Genomic DNA, 21090 nt, shown 5'->3' on the forward strand with positions numbered 1-21090 from the left:
GTGCCGGGCAGGGCTTTTTTTACTTCAGTAACGCGAGCGCTATTACAACAGCGGGATCGAATAGCTGAGGATCAGGCGGTTTTCGTCCTGCGAACGGGTGTTCGGCAGGTCGGTGCGCCAGGTAGCATTTTTCCACATGAAGCCTACGTTTTTCAGCGGGCCTTCTGGTACCACGTAAGCCAGGGTGAAGTCGCGTTCCCACTCGGAGGCACCCGAAGCGGCCTGCTGACGGTTTGCACCAACGGTGTCGATATCGTCACCCTTGAGGTACACAGCACCAGCAGTCAGACCAGGCACGCCGACTTTAGCGAAGTCATAGGAGTAGCGTACTTGCCAGGTTTTCTCGCCAGCACGGCCGAATTTCTGGATCTGCATGTCAGTGATGGTGTAGTTCGACGAACCGTCGCCCTGGTTCAACCAAGGGAAATCGCTACTGCCGTTGCTGACCTGGTAACCGCCACCGAAGGTGTGACCGGCAACGGTGTACAGGAACAGGCCGCTGTACAGGTTGTTATCGACCGGGCCTTTACCGCTTGGCACGCCGTTGTAGTTACCGTTGCTGAAGTAAGCAGCGGTATTGGAGTTGGCACCGTCATCCGAGCTATTGAAATAACGCAGGTCAGATTTCAGAACGCCCGGGCCGATTGCCCAGTTGTGCACCAGACCCAGGAAGTGTTGCTTGTAGAAATCTTCCAGGTTGCCGTAGTAGTACTGGGCAGTCAGGTCTTTGGTGATCTTGTAGTCACCGCCGGCATAGATGAACTTGTTGCTGTTGGCGACACGAGCGTTGGCACCGCCGATCGACAGTTGTTCATTGTTGCTGGAGTTACGACCTTTGACGTGCTCGATCTGGCCACCGACCAAGGTCAGGTCCTTGATCTCGCCAGAAGTGATCTGGCCACCCTGCCAGGTTTGTGGCAGCAGGCGACCGTCGTTAGTGACAATGACCGGGTTCTTCGGCTGCAAGGTACCCAGCTTCAATTCAGTCTGGGAGATCTTGGCCTTGGCCGTCAGGCCCAGGCTGGAGAAGTTATCGACCGCTTCACCGTTGGATTTGCTAGGGAACACGGTGCCGCCATAGGAAGTGGCCGTCGCACCGTTAGTACCGCCACCGGAATCGAGGCGTACGCCCAGCAGGCCAATGGCATCGATACCGAAGCCAACAGTTCCTTGGGTGTAGCCGGAGATGAAACGCAGGTCGAAGCCTTGGCCCCATTCTTCGTTTTTATTGGCGCCGGTACCGTCACGGTTATCGGTGTTGATGTAGAAGTTGCGCAGGCCCAGGGTGGCCTTGCTGTCTTCGATGAAACCGGCGGCGCCTGCCTGCTGCGCCAAAACCCCTACGGCCACAGCCAGGGCCAAAGTGGACTTGTTCATTGTTTCGCTCCTATCGTCTCTAATTTTTTTTCGGTCCAGAGTCGAATGCTCTGGATCCTGAAATGCGCGGTGACCGCAAACCACGGGTCATCGCGTGATGCGTCTACCCCGGGCGTCTGACCAAGGGAAATGGGGCCCGCATGGTAAACGGATAAAAAATAATTTCATTCTTTTAATGCCATTCAGGAATAAGGGATGGCATTTAATCGTGTCAGGCCACCGGTATCGGCCCCAGCGGGACGCACTTTAGGGCTTCGCGTTAAAAGCCAAAAGGAATAATAAATTACATAGTAAGACCCAATTTGAATATAAGAAAAAATCCGAAAAAAAGCCCCGCCAGCTGGCAGGGCTTTTTCCGCGCTGGGTGTTACAGGAAGCTATAGGTGTAGTTGAAAATCACGCGGGTCTGGTCTTGCGCGGAGATGTTGGTGTCGCCGCGGTAGGTGCCGTGACGCAGGGTCGTGCCGAACCCCTTGAGCGCGCCGGTTTGAATCACGTAGTCCACGCGCAGGTCGCGCTCCCACTCGGTCTGGTCTTTGCCAACGCCGTTGGTGGCCTTGATGTCCTCGCCGCGCAGATAAGCGGCCGAGGCCTTCAGGCCTGGAACGCCCAGGGATGCGAAGTCGAAGGTGTACTGACCGAATGTGGTGTTCTCACCTGCACGCACGAAGCCGTTGATCATGGCGTCGGTGAACGAGTAGAAGCTCGAACCGCCGGCTCCTTCGTTGCGACCATTGCCGTCGACCACGCTGCCCTGGTTCAGGTAGACGAAACCACCGTCATCGCTGACTCGCTGATGGCCCAGCAAGAATGCGTTCGGACCCAGGGTGTAGGTGAACATGGCGCTCCAGGTCTGGTTATCCACCTCGCCCGGGTTCTTCGCATAACCGCCGTTGTTGTTGAAGCGGTAACCCGCATCACCGTTCTTGCCGTCGGAGCTGCTGTCGAAATAGCGCAGGTCAGTCTTGAACGACTGGGTGGCGCTGATCGGGTAGACGTGTACCAGGCCCAGGAAATGCTGCTTGTAGTAGTCTTCCAGATTGGCGTAGTAGTACTGCAGCATCAGGTCTTTGGTGACCTTCCAGTCAGCACCACCGTAACGGAATTTGTTGCTTTCTTCAGTGCCGCCAGCGACTGCCAGACCGGTGGTGTTCGACGACGCTCGACCCGCGGCGTGCTCGAGCTGGCCGGCGTTGAACGTGACGTTGTCGATTTCCTTCGAGGTGATGGTGCCGCCTTCGAAGGTCTGTGGCAGCAGGCGGCTGTCGTTCGCGATCAGTACCGGCATGCTCGGTTGCAAGGCACCACCGAGGTGGGCTTCGGTTTTCGAGATACGTGCCTTGACGTTACCGGCTACCCGGCTCCACGGGTCGGATGCCGAGCCGTCAGTGTCACTTGGGAAGAATGAGTTGTTGTCCGGGTGATGACCGCGACCACCGTCCAGATGAATGCCGACCAGCGCCTGGGCGTCAAAGCCGAAGCCGACCGTGCCTTGGGTGAAGCCCGACAGGTAGTCGAACTTGAGACCCTGAGCAGCTTCGCGCTGATCATTGGCGGCGCCTTCGCGAGTGTCGGCGTTGTAATACATGGTGCGAGAACTGACGGAAGCCTTGCTGTCTTCAATGAATCCGGCGGCGCCTGCCTGCTGCGCCATTACCCCTACGGCCACGGCCAAGGCCAAGGTGGACTTGTTCATTTTTTAAGCTCCTCTCGTTTCTAATTTTTGTATTCCTGGCCCTGGGTCAAATGCCCGGGATCCTAGGATTTGCGATTAGCGCCAGACCGTGACCTGCAAGTCAATCGTAACCGTATGTGACTACGACCATGGTCTAATCCCCGTGAATCCAGCGTCGGCAGATAAATGCGCTTTGCATAAATCCAATACGAAGCATCCGATGTTTTTTAATAGCCTTTAGGAACTGACCACAGCGCGCGGTCCGGTGAACGCGAGCCTATAAGCTAATACCTAAAAGATATTTATTGGCCGTTTTTTAGATCGATTAGATTTAACGGAAATCCGTATTCCCTCTCATCGAAGACCAGGCCATGACAATCAAGCGCGCACTATCCAATCCAATTGTTACAGTTTGTGTATCGGCTTTAATTTCTTTTAACGCCGTCGCCGCCAACCTCACCGTGGGATATCAGACCGGGATTGATCCCAGCAAGGTGCCGCAGGCCGACGGCCTGTATGAGAAAACCATTGGCCAGAAAATCGATTGGCGCCGCTTCAACAGCGGGCCGGAGGTGGTCACGGCCATTGCTTCCGGGGATGTGCAGATCGGGAATCTGGGCTCCAGCCCGCTGGCCGCCGCGGCTTCGCGGAACCTGCCAATCGTTGCCTTCATCGTTTCGGCGCAGATCAATGCCGCCGAGGCGCTGGTGGTCCGTAACGGGAGCGGGATCAATAAACCGGAAGATCTGATCGGCAAGACCATCGCCACGCCCTTCGTTTCCACCTCTCATTACAGCCTGCTCGGCGCACTGAAGCATTGGGGCCTGAGTGCTTCGCAAGTGAAGGTGGTGAACCTGCAGCCGGCGGAAATTGCTGCTGCCTGGAAGCGTGGTGATATTGACGGGGCCTTCGTCTGGTCGCCTGCCTTGGGCGAAATCCGCAAGACCGGCAAGACCCTGACCGATGCGGCCGAGGTTGGCCAATGGGGCGCTCCGACTTTCGAAGTGTGGGTGGCGCGCAAGGATTACGCGGAGAAGCACCCGGAAGTGATTGCCAGGTTCGCCAAGGTCACCCTGGACTCATTCGCTGACTACGCCGCGCATAAAGACACCTGGACTGCCGATTCGGTGCCGGTGCAGAAAATCGCCAAATTGACCGGGGCCAATGCCGCCGATGTGCCTGAACTGCTGGCCGGCTCGGCTTTCCCGGACGCCAAGGCACAGCAGACCACCGCGCTGCTGGAGGGCGGCACGGCCAAGGCGATTGGCGAGACCGCGAAGTTCCTGAAGGAACAGGGCAAGGTCGAGACGGTGCTGCCGGATTATTCGGCGTACGTCAGCTCTAAATACGTGGAATAAACGCGATCCCCCGTAGGAGCTGCCGCAGGCTGCGATCTTTTGACTTGTTTTTAGATCAAAAGATCGCAGCCTGCGGCAGCTCCTACAGGGGGATTGCGTTACAGGGTTTTTTCGAAGATCTTCGAATTACGCTGATAGTTGTACAGCGACGCTCGCGCCGACGGCAGCCGGTCCACGCTGCTTGGCACGAACCCGCGCTCGCGGAACCAGTGGGCGGTACGGGTCGTGAGGACGAACAGGGTTTTCAGGCCCTGGGCCCGGGCGCGGGTTTCGATGCGCTCCAGCAGTTCATCGCCACGCCCGCCGTGGCGGTACTCCGGGTTGACCGCCAGGCACGCCAGCTCACCCGCATCCGAATCGGCAATCTGATACAGCGCCGCGCAGGCGATGATCATGCCTTCGCGCTCGACCACGCTGAATTGCTCGATCTCGCGCTCCAGCACCTCTCGGGAACGACGCACCAGGATGCCCTGCTCTTCCAGCGGGCTGATCAGGTCCAGCAAGCCACCGACGTCCTCAATCGCCGCTTCGCGCACGATTTCGAATTGCTCCTGGGCCACCAGGGTACCGCCACCGTCGCGGGTGAACAGCTCGGTCAGCAGCGCACCGTTTTCGGCATAACTGACGATATGACTGCGTGCTACACCGCCACGGCAGGCCTCAGCAGCGGCATCGAGCAGTTCCCCCTGATAATTGCTGCCCAGGCGCAGCAGGTGCGCCGGCACTTGCTGAGGACGCAACTCACGCACCAGGCGTCCGTTTTCGTCGATCAGGCCCAGGTCGGCACCAAACAGCAGCAATTTGTCGGCGCCCAGGTCGATGGCGGCGCGGGTCGCGACGTCTTCGCAAGCCAGATTGAAGATCTCGCCGGTTGGCGAATAGCCCAAAGGCGACAGCAACACGATGGAGCGCTCGTCCAGCAGGCGATTGATGCCTTTGCGGTCGACCCGACGCACCTCACCGGTGTGGTGGTAATCAACCCCTTCGAGCACGCCGATCGGCCGTGCAGTTACCAGGTTGCCGCTGGCCACCCGCAGGCGCGAGCCCTGCATCGGCGAAGATGCCATGTCCATCGACAATCGCGCTTCGATGGCGATCCGCAGCTGGCCGACGGCATCGATCACGCATTCAAGGGTGGCGGCATCGGTGATACGCATCCCATGGTGGTAATGCGGGGTCAGGCCACGGGCAGCCAGGCGCGCTTCGATTTGTGGACGGGAGCCGTGAACCAGCACCAGCCGCACGCCCAGGCTGTGCAGCAGCACCAGGTCATGGACGATGTTGCCAAAGTTTGGATGCTCCACGCCATCGCCGGGCAGCATGACAACGAAGGTGCAATCGCGGTGGGCGTTGATGTAGGGGGAAGCGTGACGAAGCCAATTAACGTATTCGGGCATGAACCTGGGCCTGTAATAAATAGCAGCCAAAAAATGGGCGAAACGGAACAACGCACAGCGGGCTGATGGTTATCGTCGGAACAGGCTTGGCGACACGCGCGCTCTCCTCATGAATACGGGATTGATGACCGGCAATTTACACGGCGAACGGTGTAGGAGCTGCCGCAGGCTGCGATCTTTTGATGTTGCTCCTAAAAACAAGATCAAAGATCGCCGCCTGCGGCAGCGCCTACGGCGATAGCGTTCAACCGACAGATTTGGCCGGTGTCAGGCAGTAATGTTCAATCAGTTGTCGTAATAGATGCACCGTAGGCTGCAAACGTGACATTTCGAGGTATTCCCCCGGCTGGTGGGCACAGGCTATATCCCCAGGACCAAGCACCAGCGTTTCACAACCAAGGCGCTGAAGATAAGGCGCTTCGGTGCCGAACGCCACTGCTTCGGCTATGTGACCTGTGAGCTTTTCGGCGACGCGTACCAGTTCAACGTCTTCAGCCTGCTCGAACGGCGGCACTTCAGGGAATAGCGGCGCGTAATCGATTTTTACCTGATGCCGTTCGGCAACCGGCATGAGCCGCTGCAAAATCTCCGCGCGCAAGGCCTTCGGGTCCATGCCTGGAAGCGGTCGCAAATCGAACTCCAGGGAGCACTGCCCGCAAATCCGGTTGGGATTGTCGCCGCCGTGGATGCACCCGAAGTTCATCGTGGGCGTAGGTACGCCGAACTGCGGGTTGCGAAACTCGCGTTGCCAGAGCAAGCGCAGGCCACGCAGCTCACCGATGGCATCGTGCATCGCTTCGAGGGCACTGTGTCCCAGGCGGGGGTCGGAGGAATGGCCACTCTGCCCGAGTATGTCGATGCGCTCCATCATGATGCCCTTGTGCATGCGGATCGGCTTCAGGCCGGTCGGTTCGCCGATCACTGCCGCGCGCCCCAGCGGCCGTCCGGCTGCGGCCAGCGCGCGGGCACCGGACATCGAGCTTTCTTCATCGCAGGTGGCGAGGATCAGCAGCGGCTGTTTGAACGGCTGGTCGAGCAAGGGTATGACGGCTTCGATCGCCAAAGCGAAGAAACCCTTCATGTCGCAACTGCCCAAACCCACCCAGCGGCCGTCGACTTCGGTCAGCTTCAGAGGATCGGTCTGCCACAAAGCGCCATCGAACGGCACGGTGTCGCTATGCCCGGCCAATACCAGGCCACCAGGACCGGAACCGAAGCTGGCGAGCAGATTAAATTTGCCGGGGCTGACCTGCTGGATGTCGCAGGCAAAACCCAGGTCGCCCAGCCAGGTGGCCAGGAGGTCGATGACAGGGCGGTTGGTCTGATCGAGACTGGCCTGGGTGCAACTGACGGACGGTGCAGCGATCAGCGCAGCGAACTGATCTTTCATGGACGGCAAAGGCATCGCTGACTCCAACTCCCGAATTGAAGTCCATCATAGAGCTATCTGGCGGCAGGAATAAACCGTCGCGGGGCGTAGGATGGACGAGTCCTGTACACTGCACGGCCTTGGCAGCCACACATTCCCCCGGCTGCGCTCCCGATCCTGGATTTTCCGGCCATGCAGAAAGAAACCGAAATCAAACTCCGCGTCAGCCGCGAAACCCTCGCAGCTCTGCGCGAGCACCCGCTACTGAAAAAACGCAACAAAAGTGGCTGGGAACGCCGTGAACTGATGAACCAGTACTTCGACACGCCTGAGCGCGACCTGGCCCGCGCCAAGGTTGCCCTGCGCCTGCGCCGTGATGGCGAAGAAGTGATTCAGACCCTCAAGACCCGCGGCCACAGCGTTGCCGGTCTGTCCGAGCGTAACGAATACGACTGGAAACTGCCCAAAGCCAAGCTCGATGTGAAAAAACTCGACGGCGAATGCTGGCCTGAAGAGTTGGCCGAACTGGACAAGAAGACCCTGAAAGCCATCTTCACCACCGACTTCGTTCGCGAACGTGCCGAAATCGCTTGGGGCCGTGGCAAAACCAAGGTGGTCATCGAAGCCGCGCTGGACCTGGGCCATGTAGTGGTCGGCAAGCAGAAAGAAGAAATCTGCGAGCTGGAACTGGAACTGCGCGAAGGCGAACCTGCTGCTCTGCTGGAACTGGCTGCCGAACTGGCCGCAACCCTGGCGTTGATGCCGTGTGACATCAGCAAGGCCGAGCGCGGTTATCGCCTGTACGACGCCAACAGCTATTCACTGAGCCTGCCGGCACCGCAAATCAGCGCCGAAATGTCGCTGGACGACGCATTTGCCGCGCTGTGCTGGCATTTGCTGGGCAGTAGCCAGCGCCTGGCCGAGCAGTACCGCTTCAATGGCCACTGGCGTTTGCTGCAGGACTGGGTCGAGAACCTGGCTGAAATGCGCGCACTGCTCAGCAGCCTGGGGCAAGCCGCACCGCGTCAATCGACCCACGACCTGCGAGTCGCGCTGGACGCGTTGCTCGAAGACTGGCGCCCACTGGTCCAGGCCGGGGTGGATGACGAGGATGTGCGCAAAGCCGCGCCTGAACAATTCCTGGAAGAGCTCGAAGACCCGCGCTGGGGTCTGTTCTCCCTCAACACTTCGCGCTGGTTGCTGGCCCGTACCTGGACCGCCGAGCGTAACGTACGAGGCAATCGCCAGGGCGCGGCGCAACTGGGCAGCTGGCTTCCACGCCTGCTGGGCGAAGAGGCAACGTCCTTGCAGCTGCAGCGCTATCAGCAGCAACCGGAAGACCTCGCCGAGCAACTGCCGCGCATCGAGCGCATCCAGTCCTGGCTGCACCATGCCCGCAGCGTGCTGGAGATCCCGGAAATGGATCGCCTGTACGGTGAGCTGAAACAGCTGGCGCAACTGGCCAACGAGCCGATTACCGACGAATCCCTGGATGCGCGCAAGCAGCAGGCGATTGCGGTTTATCAGAATCGTGCCTGGAAAATGTTGCTGCGAATGTAACATCGTTAAAGATCGCAGCCTTCGGCAGCTCCTACGGATATACACATTCCCCCGCAGGCTGCGATCTTTTGCTTCACCGCAACACGGGCAAACTGGTCGTCGACTTGATCTCCGATAACGCCACAATCGAGTTCACCTCCTGAATCCCCGGCACCATCGACAACTTCTCGAAGAAAAACCGCTCATACGCCTCGATGTCCGCCGTGACGATCCGCAACAAAAAATCCACCGAACCCATCAGTACATAACACTCCAGCACCTCGGGGAAACCGCGAATCGCCTCGGTGAATTCGGTGAAGTTCGAGCGCCCATGGGCGTTGAGTTTGATCTCGGCGAAAATCTGTGTGTTCAGCCCGATTTTTTTGCGATCCAGCAGCGTCACCTGGCCGCGAATGATCCCCTCCTCTTTCATCCGCTGGATACGCCGCCAGCAGGGCGACTGCGACAATCCCACCTGCTCGGCGATCTGCGCACTGGAGAGCGAAGCATCTTCCTGCAGCAGGGCAAGAATCTTGCGGTCGTAGCCATCCAGATCACTGTGCATAAATAAACCCGCTAACCCTATTAAATTGAATTGTACGATTCGAAGAATCGCCAATTAGGTCCATCATAGATAAGAAATACCCGGCTTCGAATGTAAAAATTCCTCCATTGATCCTGGAGCCTGCCCCATGCCTCACCTCGAAGCCGTAAAAAGTCCACACTTGCGCCCCGATGTCTGGAACGTCCATACCGCCCATTGCCGGGTGCACTACCAGTTGCTGGCCGAGGCCGAACCCGACCTGCTGTGTCGCGCGCTCAATCTGTTTGCCCTGCAATGCCTCACCCCGCACCAGGTCAATGTGCAGCGCAGCGACGATTTGTTGTCGATGCATATCGTCATTGATGGCTTGAGCTGGCATCGTGCCGAGGTGATAGCGGAAAAATTGCGTAATCTGATCAGCGTCTGCTCGGTCGATCTGCAAAACGCCGATTCCTCCTGGAATATCGCGGCTCAAGCGACAGGCTGAAACCCCTCGATACGGCTTCGTCGGGTAGTGGCCCAACGATTGGCGGCTGCGCGTCTATCCTTTGCGCACTGTTGTTCATGAGGAGCCCGCATGTCCGTTCAACTCGCCATTCAGGACCGCTGGCTGGATCTCAATGATTTGCTGCGCGAACTGGTCGCCCAAGGCTTTATCAGCCAGGACTCGGCCGAACTCGCACTCAATGCCAGGCGGCGCCACGCGGCTAACGGCCAACTGCACCCACTGGAGTTCATCGCCGGCCAGCATCTCGATGACCTCAGCCGCCCCGGCAAACATCTCGACCTGGAAAGCCTGACCCTGTGGCTGTCGCAGCAGGCCGGCCAACCCTACCTGCGCATCGATCCGCTGAAGATCAATGTTGCGGCCATCACGCCGCTGATGTCCTACGCGTTCGCCCAGCGCCACAAGATTCTTGCCGTCTCGGTCGACCGCGACGCCGTTACCGTGGCCAGCGCCCAGCCGTACGTCAACGGCTGGGAAGCCGACCTGACCCATGTCCTGAAGCTGCCGATCAAACGGGTGGTGGCCAACCCGGTGGACATCCAGCGCTTCAGCGTGGAGTTTTTCCGCCTGGCCAAATCAGTCAGCGGCGCGACCACCGGTGATCAACAGATCAATTCCATGGGCAACTTCGAACAGTTGCTCAACCTCGGCGCCAGCGACCAGGAACCGGACGCCAACGACGCGCACATCGTCAACATCGTCGACTGGCTGTTCCAATACGCCTTCCAGCAGCGCGCCAGCGATATTCATATCGAGCCGCGGCGTGAGCAGGGCACCGTGCGCTTTCGCATCGACGGTGTGCTGCACAACGTCTATCAATTCCCGCCGCAGGTGACCATGGCAATCGTCAGCCGCCTGAAAAGCCTGGGCCGGATGAACGTTGCGGAAAAACGCAAACCCCAGGACGGCCGAGTGAAAACCAAGACCCCGGATGGGGGTGAGGTCGAGCTGCGCCTGTCGACGTTGCCGACGGCGTTCGGCGAAAAAATGGTCATGCGGATTTTCGACCCGGAAGTGCTGCTCAAGGACTTCGATCAGCTGGGTTTTTCCGCCGAAGACCTGCGCCGCTGGCAGGACATGACTCGCCAGCCCAACGGCATCATCCTGGTCACCGGGCCGACCGGTTCCGGCAAGACCACCACGCTCTATACCACCCTCAAGAAGCTGGCGACGCCCGAGGTTAACCTGTGCACCATCGAGGACCCGATCGAAATGGTCGAGCCGGCGTTCAACCAGATGCAGGTCCAGCACAACATCGACCTGACCTTTGCCGCCGGCGTGCGCGCGCTGATGAGGCAAGACCCGGACATCATCATGATTGGCGAGATCCGCGACCTCGAGACCGCTGAAATGGCGATCCAGGCGGCGCTCACCGGCCACCTTGTGCTGTCGACGCTGCATACCAACGATGCACCCAGTGCCATCAGCCGCCTGCTGGAACTGGGCGTGCCGCACTACCTGATCAAGGCCACGGTGCTCGGCGTCATGGCCCAGCGCCTGGTACGCACCCTTTGTCCGCATTGCAAGGCGCCGCTGGCCCTGGGCGAAGAAGACTGGCAAACCCTGACCAGACCATGGCAGGCACCGCTGCCAGGTAACGCACAGCGCGCCATCGGTTGCCTGGAGTGTCGTGACACCGGCTACCGCGGACGTGCGGGCGTGTATGAAATCATGCAGCTGACCGACGGAATCAAGGCGCTGATCAGTCCCGATACCGACTTGCTGGCGGTGCGCAGGCAGGCCTTCAAGGAAGGCATGCGCAGCCTGCGATTATCCGGGGCACAGAAGGTCGCGGCGGGGCTGACGACCATCGAAGAGGTGCTGCGGGTCACGCCACAGAGCGAGCAGAAGTAATCCTTTTGTGTCTCTTGATGATGCGAGGGCCCGGTTCCGGTTCATATCCATGACCTGCACCGCTACACTTCTGCGGTCGAGAATTCATTGATGCACTCAACAGGGAATTGTTATGCAGATCGGTACCGTGCTCCTGCTTTTTGTCGGCCTGGTGGTCGCCATTCTTTTCATGGGTTTCAAAGTCGTGCCCCAGGGTTACCAATGGACGGTCGAACGATTCGGCCGTTACACCAACACCCTCAAGCCCGGCCTGAACATCATCATTCCGGTCATGGACCGCATCGGCCGCAAAATCAACGTGATGGAAAGCGTGCTGGATATTCCGCCGCAGGAAGTCATCACCGCCGACAATGCCACGGTGCAGATCGATGCGGTGTGCTTCTTCCAGGTGGTCAATACGGCGCAGGCGGCCTATGAGGTCAACAACCTCGAACACGCGATTCGCAACCTCCTGCAGACCAACATCCGTACCGTCCTTGGCTCCATGGAGCTGGATGCGATGCTCAGCCAGCGTGACGGGATCAACGAAAAACTGCTGCGCACCGTCGATGAGGCGACTGCACCGTGGGGCATCAAGATCACCCGAATCGAAATCAAGGACATCAGCCCACCCGCCGACCTGATGGCCGCGATGTCCGGGCAGATGAAGGCCGAGCGGATCAAGCGCGCCCAGATCCTCGAAGCCGAAGGCCTGCGTGCCGCAGCGATCCTGACGGCCGAAGGCAAGAAGCAGGCGCAGATCCTCGAAGCCGAGGGTGGTCGCCAGGCCGCATTCCTCGAAGCGGAAGCCCGGGAGCGTCAAGCCGAAGCCGAAGCCCAGGCCACCAAGGTGGTGTCCGAAGCGATCGCCGGCGGCAACGTGCAGGCGGTCAATTACTTCGTCGCGCAGAAGTACATCGATGCGCTGGGCAAGCTGGCCTCGGCCAACAACAGCAAAGTGATCCTGATGCCGCTTGAGGCCAGTTCGATGATCGGTGCGGTCGGTGGCATCGGCGAAATCGTCAAGGCGACGTTCGATAACAAGAAGGCCTGAGGCATACCATGTGGGCATTCCTGCAAAATCTGTCGTTCTGGGACTGGCTTGCCGTCGGCACGCTGCTGCTGATTCTTGAAGTGTTCGGAGCCGGCGGCTATCTGCTGTGGATCGGCATGGCCGCCGCGGCTGTTGGCGTGCTGACCTTCCTGCTACCGGGGATGTCCTGGGAGGTGCAGTTCCTGCTGTTCGGCTTGTTCTCGATCGCCACGGCGCTGTACTGGTGGCGACGCCAGCGCAGCGCAGTACGCCAGAGTGACGAGCCGAACCTCAACTTGCGAGGGCAGGAGTTGATCGGCAGGACCTTTGTCGTGCACGAAGCGATCGTCGACGGACGCGGCAAGATCAAGGTGGCCGACGGCGTGTGGATGGCCCGCGGACCCGATGCGGACCCCGGCAGTCGGGTGCGGGTGACCGGGCAGCAAGGGGCGATCCTGCTGGTTGAACCTACCGAGTGAGCCACCACGGAACTGGATTGCCAGATTGGCGATCAAACGGGGTAGTTAATCCAGCGGAGTCACCCATCATGCGTTTCAAGTTTGCTGTCGCTACCCTCGCCTTGCTGTCCCTTCCAGTCGGATCGGCGATGGCCGACAGCTTTTGGCGTAACGTCATCTCGTCCGGCGCCACCACCGGTTCGACTTACCTGACGTTCAAGGATCACAAGCTGATTGTCGCGGCTCAAGATGACGCAGGTAGCTTCGTCGCCAGCGACGGCGGCATCCGCGGCCCGTACCTGGAAGCCGCCATGCAGAAAGTCCGCGCCGACAATCCTGGCCTGCAGGCCACGGACATGGAACTGGCGAATGCGATTTTGGCGAAGAATGCCATTGCCTCGGAATAAGCCTGTTGGCTGAACAAAATGCCGCTCCCATGAGCGGCATTTTTTTGCCTGACATAACCTCTGCGTCCCCCGTGACATTCCTCTGTGATGCCCCATGTGCCAAGGGTTTATCAGCGGTAATCATCCACCGGCACGCACGCGCAAAACAGGTTGCGGTCGCCGTACACATTGTCCACCCGATTCACCGCCGGCCAGTATTTGTGCGCCTTGGTATGGGCATCCGGCGTCACCGCCTGCTCGATACTATAGGGCCGCTCCCAAACCCCGGTGATATCGGCCAACGTATGTGGCGCGCCCTTGAGCGGGTTGGCTTCAGCTGGCCAGTTGCCGTTCTGTACCTCGGTGATTTCCGCGCGAATGCTGAGCATCGCACCGATAAAGCGGTCCAGCTCCGCTTTCGATTCGCTTTCGGTAGGCTCCACCATCAAGGTACCGGGCACCGGAAACGACATGGTCGGGGCATGAAAACCGTAGTCCATCAAACGCTTGGCAACGTCCTCCTCACTGATCCCGGTCAACGCTTTCAAGGGGCGCAAGTCGAGAATGCATTCATGCGCAACCCGGTCGTTGCGCCCGGTGTAGAGCACAGGAAAAGCCCCGGACAGATGTTGTGCCAGGTAATTGGCCGCTAAAATCGCCACCTCGCTGGCATCGGCCAACTGTGGCCCCATCATCGCGATATACATCCAGCTGATCGGCAGAATGCTCGCGCTGCCCCAGGGAGCGGCACTCACGGCGTCATTCTGTGGCAGCGGCCCGTCAATCGGCACGACGGGGTGATTGGCCACGAACGGCGCCAGGTGCGCCCGCACGCCGATCGGCCCCATGCCAGGCCCGCCCCCGCCGTGGGGAATGCAAAAGGTCTTGTGCAGGTTCATGTGCGAGACGTCCGCACCAATGTCGGCCGGGCGCGCTAGCCCGACCTGGGCGTTCAGGTTGGCGCCGTCCATGTACACCTGGCCACCCTGGCTGTGGACAACTTCGCAAATTTCGCTGATCCCCTCCTCGTACACACCATGCGTTGAAGGATACGTCGCCATCAGGCAGGCGAGTTTGTCCCCTGCGGCGGCGGCCTTGTCTTTCAGGTCGTCGAGATCGACATTACCTGCCTCGTCGCACTCGACGATTACCACGCGCATCCCGGCCATCTGCGCCGAAGCAGGATTGGTACCGTGGGCCGAAGAGGGAATCAGGCAGATATCCCGCGCGCCCTGCTGCCGGCTCTCATGGTATTTGCGAATCGCCAGTAGCCCGGCGTATTCGCCTTGGGCACCGGAATTGGGCTGCATGCAAATAGCGTCGAATCCGGTGATCGCGCAGAGCCAGCGCTCCAGCTCCTCGATCATCAACGTATATCCCGCCGCCTGCTCCCTCGGCACGAAGGGATGCAGGTTGGCGAACTCGGGCCAGGTGATGGGGATCATTTCACTGGTAGCGTTGAGCTTCATGGTGCAGGAGCCCAACGGGATCATCGACTGGTTGAGCGCCAGGTCCTTGTTCTCCAGCTGCTTGAGGTAGCGCAGCATTTCGGTTTCGCTGTGATGGGCGTTGAACACCGGGTGGCGCAAGTAGGGAGAGGTCCTGAGCAGCGCCTCTGGAATACCGCTCGCCAGGGCTTGCGCGTCCATTTCCTCGACGATGAGCCCATGATCGGCACCCAGGAACACATCGAACAATCGGGCTACGGTAGTTTCATCGCAGGTTTCGTCCAGGCTTAGACCCAGTTGCCCGCGCCCCAGGATGCGCAGGTTGATCTGCGCCGCCCGGGCGCTTTCGATGATCGCCGTCTGGGTACCGCCGACCTCCAGGGTCAGAGTGTCGAAGAAGTGCTGATTGAGACGGATGATGCCGTGGCGCTCAAGTCCCGCAGCCAGGATGCAGGTCAGGCGATGAACCCTTTGGGCGATGCGCTTGAGCCCTTCAGGCCCGTGGTAGACCGCGTAGCAGCTGGCAATGTTGGCGAGCAGGACCTGGGCGGTGCAGATGTTCGAGTTGGCCTTTTCGCGGCGAATATGTTGCTCGCGGGTCTGCAGGGCCATGCGCAAGGCGACGTTACCGCGCGCATCCTTGGACACACCAATGATGCGCCCCGGAATCGCCCGTTTGTACTCTTCGCGACTGGCAAAGAATGCCGCATGGGGCCCGCCGTAGCCCATGGGCACGCCAAATCGCTGGGACGAGCCGAACACCACGTCGGCCCCCAGTTCTCCCGGCGCTGTGAGCATCAGCAGGCTTAACAGGTCGGTCGCGACGCAGGCCAGCGCCTGCTGTGCATGCAAGTGATCAATCAGCGGGCGCAGATCGCGAATTTCGCCATGGGTGTCGGGATATTGCAGCAGCGCGCCGAAGACCTGGTGCTGCCTGAGGTTGTCCACCGAGTCGATGATCAGCTCGAAACCGAAACCTTCTGCGCGGGTCTTCACCACCGAAATAGTCTGCGGATGACAGTTTTCATCGACGAAGAACAGGTTGCTTCGCGACTTGGCCACGCGCTTGGCCAGCGCCATGGCTTCCGCCGCCGCCGTGGCTTCATCCAGCAGCGAGGCATTGGCCAGCTCCAGCCCGGTAAGGTCGATGGTCAGCTGCTGGAAGTTCAGCAGTGCCTCCAGTCGGCCTTGGGCGATCTCGGGCTGATAAGGGGTGTAGGCGGTGTACCAACCGGGATTTTCCAGGACGTTACGCAAAATGACCGGCGGCGTGAGGGTTCCGTGATAGCCCATGCCGATCAGGCTGGTCCAGACCTGGTTTTGCCGGGCATAACCGCGCAGCTTGGCCAACGCCGCTTCTTCGTCGAGTGCGGGGGGCAGATCAAGAGCACGGTTCAGGCGAATACCCGGCGGCACCGTCTGCTCGATCAGCTCGACACGACTACCGATGCCCAGGCTGTCGAGCATGGCTTGCTGCTCGGCGGCATCGGGGCCCAGGTGCCGGCGAAGGAAGGCATTGGGGTCGCGTAACTGGCTCAGGGACGGCAACTGGGACATGACGGGCTCTCTCTTGAGTGGCGCTCGGCGTCGATGTAACACGGTCAAACCAGCATAGCAGGCACCGTCGCGGTGCCCGCGAAGATCAAAAGATCGAAAAAAAGCCCCGACAGGTCGGGGCTTTGGGGAGGTGCTGAACGCTTACTCGCCGATAGCGGCTTTGTAGGCGCCGGCATCGAGCAGCTTGTCCAGGTCAGCCACGTTGCTTGGCTTGAGCTTGAAGATCCAAGCGCCGTACGGGTCGGTGTTGAGCAACTCGGGCGAACCGCCCAGCTCTTCGTTGACTGCAATCACTTCACCGGCAATCGGGGAATAGATGTCCGAAGCGGCCTTCACCGACTCGACTACCCCCGCCTGATCTTCAGCGGCGAAGACTTTACCGACTTCAGTCAGCTCGACGAACACTACGTCACCCAGGGCTTCCTGAGCGTGGTCGCTGATGCCCACGGTAACGGTGCCATCGGCTTCAAGACGGGCCCATTCGTGACTTTCGGCAAAACGCAGGTCGGCAGGGATATTGCTCATTTCTGTGTCCTCGGGAATAAATATCAGCGGTCAGTGCCCGCCAAAAAAGTTAGATCAAGGTTTTGCCATGGCGTACGAAGGTCGGTTTGACCACTCGAACCGGGTACCACTTGCCACGGATTTCCACTTCGGCGCGGTCGGCAGTGGCCATCGGCACGCGCGCCAGTGCAATCGACTTGCTAAGCGTAGGAGAGAAACTACCACTGGTGATCTCTCCTTCGCCAACATCGGCTATGCGAACGACCTGATGAGCGCGAAGTACCCCACGCTCTTCCAGCACCAGGCCGACCAGTTTGTGTTGAATGCCACCGGCCCGCTCGGCTTCCAGGGCCGCGCGGCCGACGAACTGGCGACTGGCCGGTTCCCAGGCAATGCTCCAGGCCATGTTCGAAACCAGGGGCGAAACCTCCTGATCGATGTCCTGACCGTAAAGGTTCATGCCGGCTTCAACCCGCAACGTGTCGCGTGCACCCAGGCCGATCGGCGAAATGCCCGCGCCAACCAGGTCGTTGAAGAAGCCCGGCGCCTGACTGGCGGGCAGGACAATTTCCAGCCCGTCTTCACCGGTATAGCCGGTGCGGGCGATGAACCAGTCACCATCGCTGCGACCTTCAAACGGTTTGAGCAGCTGGATCAGGTTGCCACGGGACTGGGAGACGAGTTCGCATATCTTGTGTCGAGCCTGGGGGCCCTGGATGGCCAGCATGGCCAGTTCCGAGCGCTCAACCAGTTGCACATCGAACCCGTCGAGATGCGCCTGCATCCAGGCCAGGTCCTGGTCGCGAGTGGAAGCGTTGACCACCAACCGATAACCGTCCTCGAGTCGATAGACCAACATGTCATCGACGATGCCGCCCCGCTCGTTGAGCATGGTGCTGTACAAGGCACGGCCGGGGCTGTGCAGTCGCTCGACATCATTGGCCAGCAAATACTGGAGCCAGGCCTTGGCCTGGGGGCCGTTGATATCGATCACGGTCATGTGGGATACATCGAAAACCCCGCAATCGCGGCGCACCTGGTGGTGTTCCTCGACCTGCGAGCCGTAATGCAGGGGCATATCCCAACCGCCAAAATCGACCATCTTCGCGCCGAGGGCGAGATGAAGGTCATACAGAGGCGTACGCTGTCCCATGGGTTTCTCCTTCCGGGCGTGGCGAAGGTGCGGGCAAGTTCTGCATGGGCTGAAAGCCTTGAATTAGAGGGCTTTGAGCCGATTTCAGCGACCAGAGCTGTAGGACATGCCGCACCGAATGCCGCGCATTGTAGCTGCAAGGTGTAGGACTGGCACCTAGGCGTTTCGATGCGCCGAGCGTCTGATCAATCCGATGACCGGTAACAGCCCTACCATAACCAGCGTCAGCGCCGGCAAGGAAGCCCTCGCCCACTCGCCCTCGCTGGTCATTTCAAAGATCCGCACCGCCAGCGTGTCCCAGCCAAACGGGCGCATCAGCAGGGTCGCGGGCATTTCCTTGAGCACGTCGACGAATACCAGCAAGGCAGCGCTCAAGGTCCCCGGGAGCAATAACGGCAGATACACCTTGAAAAACAGTCGCGGGCCACTGACGCCGAGGCTACGTGCCGCTTCGGGCAAAGATGGCCGTATACGCGCCAGGCTGCTTTCCAGGGGGCCGTAGGCCACGGCTATGAATCGCACCAGGTAGGCCAGCAACAATGCACACAGGCTGCCCAGTAGCAGCGGCTTGCCCGCCCCGCCCAGCCAACCGGACAGCGGAATCACCAGTTCGCGATCCAGATAACTGAATGCCAGCATGATCGACACCGCCAGAACCGACCCGGGCAAGGCGTATCCCAGATTGGCCAGGCTTACGCCGGAACGAATTGCCCGGGTCGGCGCCAGGCGGCGGGCGAATGCCAGCACCAGCGCGACGCTGACGGTAATCAACGCAGCCATGGCGCCCAGATACAGGGTATGAACGATCAGCCCGGCGTAGCGCTCATCGAGGTCCAGGCGCCCCCGCTGCCAAAACCACACGACCAGTTGCAGCATGGGGATGACGAAGGCGCAGGCGAACACCAGCCCGCACCAACTCATGGCGGCGACCGCCTTGAAGCCGCGCAGGTGATAAAGCGCCTTGACCCGCGGCCGCTCGTTGCTCGCCCGGTTGGCGCCACGGGCCCGTCGCTCGCCGTACAGCACCACCATCACTACCAGCAGCAACAGGCTGGCCAACTGAGCCGCCGTGGACAGGCTGAAGAATCCATACCAGGTCTTGTAGATAGCTGTCGTGAACGTATCGAAGTTGAACACCGACACGGCCCCGAAATCCGCCAGGGTCTCCATCAGGGCCAACGCCACGCCGGCGCAGATCGCCGGGCGAGCCATGGGCAGTGCCACCCGCCAGAACGCCTGCCACGGGGACTGACCAAGGACGCGCGCGGCTTCCATCAAGCCTTTGCCCTGGGCCAGAAACGCAGTGCGCGCCAACAGGTAAACGTAGGGATAAAACACCAGCACCAGAACCAGGATAACGCCACCGGTCGAGCGCACTCGCGGCAGCCGCAGCCCGGTGCCGAACCATTCACGCAGCAAGGTTTGCACGGGACCGGCGAAATCCAGCAACCCGACGAAGACAAAGGCCAGCACGTACGCAGGGATCGCGAACGGCAGCATCAGCGCCCAATCCAGCCAACGACGCCCGGGAAACTCACAGAGGCTGGTGAGCCAGGCCAGGCTGACGCCCAGCAACGTAACGCCGACCCCGACGCCGACCACCAGGGTCAGCGTATTGCCCAGCAGCCGCGGCATCTGGGTGTCCCAGAGGTGGGACCAGATCTGAAAATCGATGCTCTTCCATGACAACAGCAAGACACTGAGGGGCAGCAGGACCAGCGCAGCGATGGCGAAGACCAGGGGATACCAGCGGCGTTGGGCGGGGTGGGCCAAGGAAGCGCTCTCGCGGGAAAATCGTGCAGTGTAGGGAAAACGCAAAAAGATCGCAGCCTCCCGCAGCGCCTACATTGGGATTATGTACACCCTGTAGGAGCTGCCGGAGGCTGCGATCTTTTGATCTTTAAAGAACCAGACTCAGTTCCAGCCAGCCCGATCCATCATCCGGATCGCTTCCGCCTGACGCTTGCCGGCAATTTCCACCGGCAAGGTGTCGGCGACAAACTTGCCCCAGCTCGCCACTTCAGCGGACGGCGGCACAGCCGGGTTGGCCGGGAATTCCTGGTTCACGTCGGCGAAGATTTTTTGCGCTTCAGGGGTCGTCATCCATTCCACCAGCGCCTTGGCCGCCTCCGGGTGTGGCGCATGCTTGGTCAGACCGATACCCGACAGGTTGACGTGCACCCCGCGATCCCCCTGGTTAGGCCAGAACAGCTTTACCGCCAGGTCCGGCTTCTGCTTGTGCAGGCGGCCGTAGTAGTAGGTGTTGACGATGCCCACATCGCATTGGCCGGCGTTGATCGCTTCCAGCACGGCGATGTCATCGGAGAAAACATCGGTGGACAGGTTGTTCACCCAGCCCTTGAGGATCTGCTCGGTTTTGTCGGCGCCATGGACTTCGATCATGGTCGCGGTCAGGGACTGGTTGTATACCTTTTTTGCCGTGCGAAGGCACAGGCGCCCTTCCCAGTTCTTGTCGGCCAGGCCTTCATAGGTGGTCAACTCGCCGGGTTTCACTCGCGTCGTCGAATAGGCAATGGTCCGCGCTCGCAGGCTCAGGCCGGTCCAGGCGTGAGCGGAGGAGCGGTACTGCAAGGGGATGTTGGCGTCGATCACTTTGGAGGTGAACGGTTGCAGGATGCCCATCTGCTCCGCTTGCCAGAGGTTGCCGGCATCGACGGTGAGCAGCAGGTCGGCCGTGGCATTCTCGCCTTCGGCCTTGATCCGCTGCATCAGCGGCGCTTCCTTGTCGGTGATGAATTTGACCTGCACCCCGGTTTTTGCGGTGTAGGCATCAAAAACCGGTTTGATCAGCTCGTCGATACGCGACGAGTAAACCACTACCTCATCGGCAGCCTGGGCGATGGTGCTGCCGATCAGGGTCAGGGCGAGTGCGGTCAGTAGACGCTTCGGTGCCAACATGGGAGCAGTCTCTCGATTGAAGTGTGAGGCGA

Annotated in this window: 17 protein-coding genes; 7 read left to right on the top strand and 10 right to left on the bottom strand. The window is 60.1% G+C overall.

The features are described 5' to 3' along the window. Positions 1-42 precede the first annotated feature (42 nt). Both UB23_RS12475 and UB23_RS12480 read right to left on the bottom strand, forming a co-directional pair. Positions 43-1377 (bottom strand): OprD family porin, encoded by a 1335-nt coding sequence (locus UB23_RS12475; protein ID WP_045059628.1) that lies wholly within the window; start codon positions 1375-1377, stop codon positions 43-45. Positions 1378-1744: 367 nt separating this feature from the next. Beyond that, positions 1745-3073: an OprD family porin gene (locus tag UB23_RS12480; RefSeq protein ID WP_045059629.1), complete on the bottom strand. Its 1329-nt coding sequence runs from the start codon at positions 3071-3073 to the stop codon at positions 1745-1747. 350 nt (positions 3074-3423) lie between these two features. Between UB23_RS12480 and tauA the strand changes: the two genes are divergently transcribed. Then, positions 3424-4410, top strand: coding sequence for a taurine ABC transporter substrate-binding protein (gene tauA / locus UB23_RS12485; protein ID WP_045059630.1), 987 nt, complete (start codon positions 3424-3426; stop codon positions 4408-4410). A gap of 98 nt (positions 4411-4508) precedes the next feature. Here the strand turns inward: tauA and argA are convergent, their stop codons facing one another. Both argA and argE read right to left on the bottom strand, forming a co-directional pair. Further along, positions 4509-5807, bottom strand: coding sequence for an amino-acid N-acetyltransferase (gene argA, locus UB23_RS12490; RefSeq protein ID WP_045059631.1), 1299 nt, complete (start codon positions 5805-5807; stop codon positions 4509-4511). 244 nt (positions 5808-6051) lie between these two features. Continuing rightward, positions 6052-7212, bottom strand: coding sequence for an acetylornithine deacetylase (gene argE, locus UB23_RS12495; RefSeq protein WP_045059632.1), 1161 nt, complete (start codon positions 7210-7212; stop codon positions 6052-6054). Positions 7213-7368: 156 nt separating this feature from the next. On the opposite strand from argE, the gene UB23_RS12500 reads away from it, so the two are divergent. Further along, positions 7369-8736, top strand: a complete 1368-nt coding sequence (locus UB23_RS12500; RefSeq protein ID WP_045059633.1) for a CYTH domain-containing protein — start codon at positions 7369-7371, stop codon at positions 8734-8736. A gap of 73 nt (positions 8737-8809) precedes the next feature. Here the strand turns inward: UB23_RS12500 and UB23_RS12505 are convergent, their stop codons facing one another. Then, the gene (locus UB23_RS12505) at positions 8810-9280 is read right to left on the bottom strand and encodes an Lrp/AsnC family transcriptional regulator (RefSeq protein ID WP_045059634.1); all 471 of its coding nucleotides are present in this window, start codon (positions 9278-9280) and stop codon (positions 8810-8812) included. A gap of 127 nt (positions 9281-9407) precedes the next feature. On the opposite strand from UB23_RS12505, the gene UB23_RS12510 reads away from it, so the two are divergent. The 5 genes from UB23_RS12510 to UB23_RS12530 all read left to right on the top strand — a co-directional run bounded on the left by UB23_RS12510 (position 9408) and on the right by UB23_RS12530 (position 13498). Continuing rightward, the gene (locus UB23_RS12510; protein WP_045059635.1) at positions 9408-9746 is read left to right on the top strand and encodes a hypothetical protein; all 339 of its coding nucleotides are present in this window, start codon (positions 9408-9410) and stop codon (positions 9744-9746) included. 90 nt (positions 9747-9836) lie between these two features. Further along, positions 9837-11621 (top strand): GspE/PulE family protein, encoded by a 1785-nt coding sequence (locus tag UB23_RS12515; RefSeq protein WP_045059636.1) that lies wholly within the window; start codon positions 9837-9839, stop codon positions 11619-11621. 112 nt (positions 11622-11733) lie between these two features. Then, positions 11734-12654, top strand: a complete 921-nt coding sequence (locus tag UB23_RS12520) for an SPFH domain-containing protein (protein WP_045059637.1) — start codon at positions 11734-11736, stop codon at positions 12652-12654. Positions 12655-12662: 8 nt separating this feature from the next. After that, on the top strand, positions 12663-13112 hold the full coding sequence (locus UB23_RS12525; protein ID WP_045059638.1) for an NfeD family protein: 450 nt from the start codon (positions 12663-12665) through the stop codon (positions 13110-13112). A 68-nt stretch (positions 13113-13180) separates the two neighbouring features. Further along, complete coding sequence (locus UB23_RS12530; RefSeq protein WP_045059639.1) at positions 13181-13498, top strand: DUF2388 domain-containing protein; 318 nt, start codon at positions 13181-13183, stop codon at positions 13496-13498. Between the two features lie 110 nt (positions 13499-13608). Here UB23_RS12530 and gcvP read toward each other — a convergent pair whose 3' ends face one another. The 5 genes from gcvP to UB23_RS12555 form a co-directional block, all read right to left on the bottom strand. Then, positions 13609-16482: an aminomethyl-transferring glycine dehydrogenase gene (gene gcvP / locus UB23_RS12535; RefSeq protein WP_045059640.1), complete on the bottom strand. Its 2874-nt coding sequence runs from the start codon at positions 16480-16482 to the stop codon at positions 13609-13611. A gap of 141 nt (positions 16483-16623) precedes the next feature. Further along, positions 16624-17007, bottom strand: coding sequence for a glycine cleavage system protein GcvH (gene gcvH / locus UB23_RS12540; RefSeq protein ID WP_045059641.1), 384 nt, complete (start codon positions 17005-17007; stop codon positions 16624-16626). A gap of 49 nt (positions 17008-17056) precedes the next feature. Then, entirely contained in the window at positions 17057-18139 is a 1083-nt protein-coding gene (gene gcvT / locus UB23_RS12545) for a glycine cleavage system aminomethyltransferase GcvT (protein ID WP_045059642.1), read from the bottom strand. A gap of 156 nt (positions 18140-18295) precedes the next feature. Continuing rightward, positions 18296-19912, bottom strand: coding sequence for an ABC transporter permease (locus UB23_RS12550; RefSeq protein ID WP_045059643.1), 1617 nt, complete (start codon positions 19910-19912; stop codon positions 18296-18298). A 141-nt stretch (positions 19913-20053) separates the two neighbouring features. Beyond that, on the bottom strand, positions 20054-21058 hold the full coding sequence (locus UB23_RS12555; protein WP_045059644.1) for an extracellular solute-binding protein: 1005 nt from the start codon (positions 21056-21058) through the stop codon (positions 20054-20056). Between the last annotated feature and the right edge of the window lie 32 nt (positions 21059-21090).

This window comes from Pseudomonas sp. ES3-33 (assembly GCF_000952175.1).
Taxonomy (GTDB): Bacteria; Pseudomonadota; Gammaproteobacteria; order Pseudomonadales; family Pseudomonadaceae; genus Aquipseudomonas; species Aquipseudomonas gregormendelii.

Coding starts and splice junctions, on each gene's coding strand:
- UB23_RS12475 (WP_045059628.1), bottom strand. CDS start 1,377: ATGAACAAGTCCACTTTGGCCCTGGCTGTGGCCGTAGGGGTTTTGGCG.
- UB23_RS12480 (WP_045059629.1), bottom strand. CDS start 3,073: ATGAACAAGTCCACCTTGGCCTTGGCCGTGGCCGTAGGGGTAATGGCG.
- tauA (WP_045059630.1), top strand. CDS start 3,424: ATGACAATCAAGCGCGCACTATCCAATCCAATTGTTACAGTTTGTGTA.
- argA (WP_045059631.1), bottom strand. CDS start 5,807: ATGCCCGAATACGTTAATTGGCTTCGTCACGCTTCCCCCTACATCAAC.
- argE (WP_045059632.1), bottom strand. CDS start 7,212: ATGCCTTTGCCGTCCATGAAAGATCAGTTCGCTGCGCTGATCGCTGCA.
- UB23_RS12500 (WP_045059633.1), top strand. CDS start 7,369: ATGCAGAAAGAAACCGAAATCAAACTCCGCGTCAGCCGCGAAACCCTC.
- UB23_RS12505 (WP_045059634.1), bottom strand. CDS start 9,280: ATGCACAGTGATCTGGATGGCTACGACCGCAAGATTCTTGCCCTGCTG.
- UB23_RS12510 (WP_045059635.1), top strand. CDS start 9,408: ATGCCTCACCTCGAAGCCGTAAAAAGTCCACACTTGCGCCCCGATGTC.
- UB23_RS12515 (WP_045059636.1), top strand. CDS start 9,837: ATGTCCGTTCAACTCGCCATTCAGGACCGCTGGCTGGATCTCAATGAT.
- UB23_RS12520 (WP_045059637.1), top strand. CDS start 11,734: ATGCAGATCGGTACCGTGCTCCTGCTTTTTGTCGGCCTGGTGGTCGCC.
- UB23_RS12525 (WP_045059638.1), top strand. CDS start 12,663: ATGTGGGCATTCCTGCAAAATCTGTCGTTCTGGGACTGGCTTGCCGTC.
- UB23_RS12530 (WP_045059639.1), top strand. CDS start 13,181: ATGCGTTTCAAGTTTGCTGTCGCTACCCTCGCCTTGCTGTCCCTTCCA.
- gcvP (WP_045059640.1), bottom strand. CDS start 16,482: ATGTCCCAGTTGCCGTCCCTGAGCCAGTTACGCGACCCCAATGCCTTC.
- gcvH (WP_045059641.1), bottom strand. CDS start 17,007: ATGAGCAATATCCCTGCCGACCTGCGTTTTGCCGAAAGTCACGAATGG.
- gcvT (WP_045059642.1), bottom strand. CDS start 18,139: ATGGGACAGCGTACGCCTCTGTATGACCTTCATCTCGCCCTCGGCGCG.
- UB23_RS12555 (WP_045059644.1), bottom strand. CDS start 21,058: ATGTTGGCACCGAAGCGTCTACTGACCGCACTCGCCCTGACCCTGATC.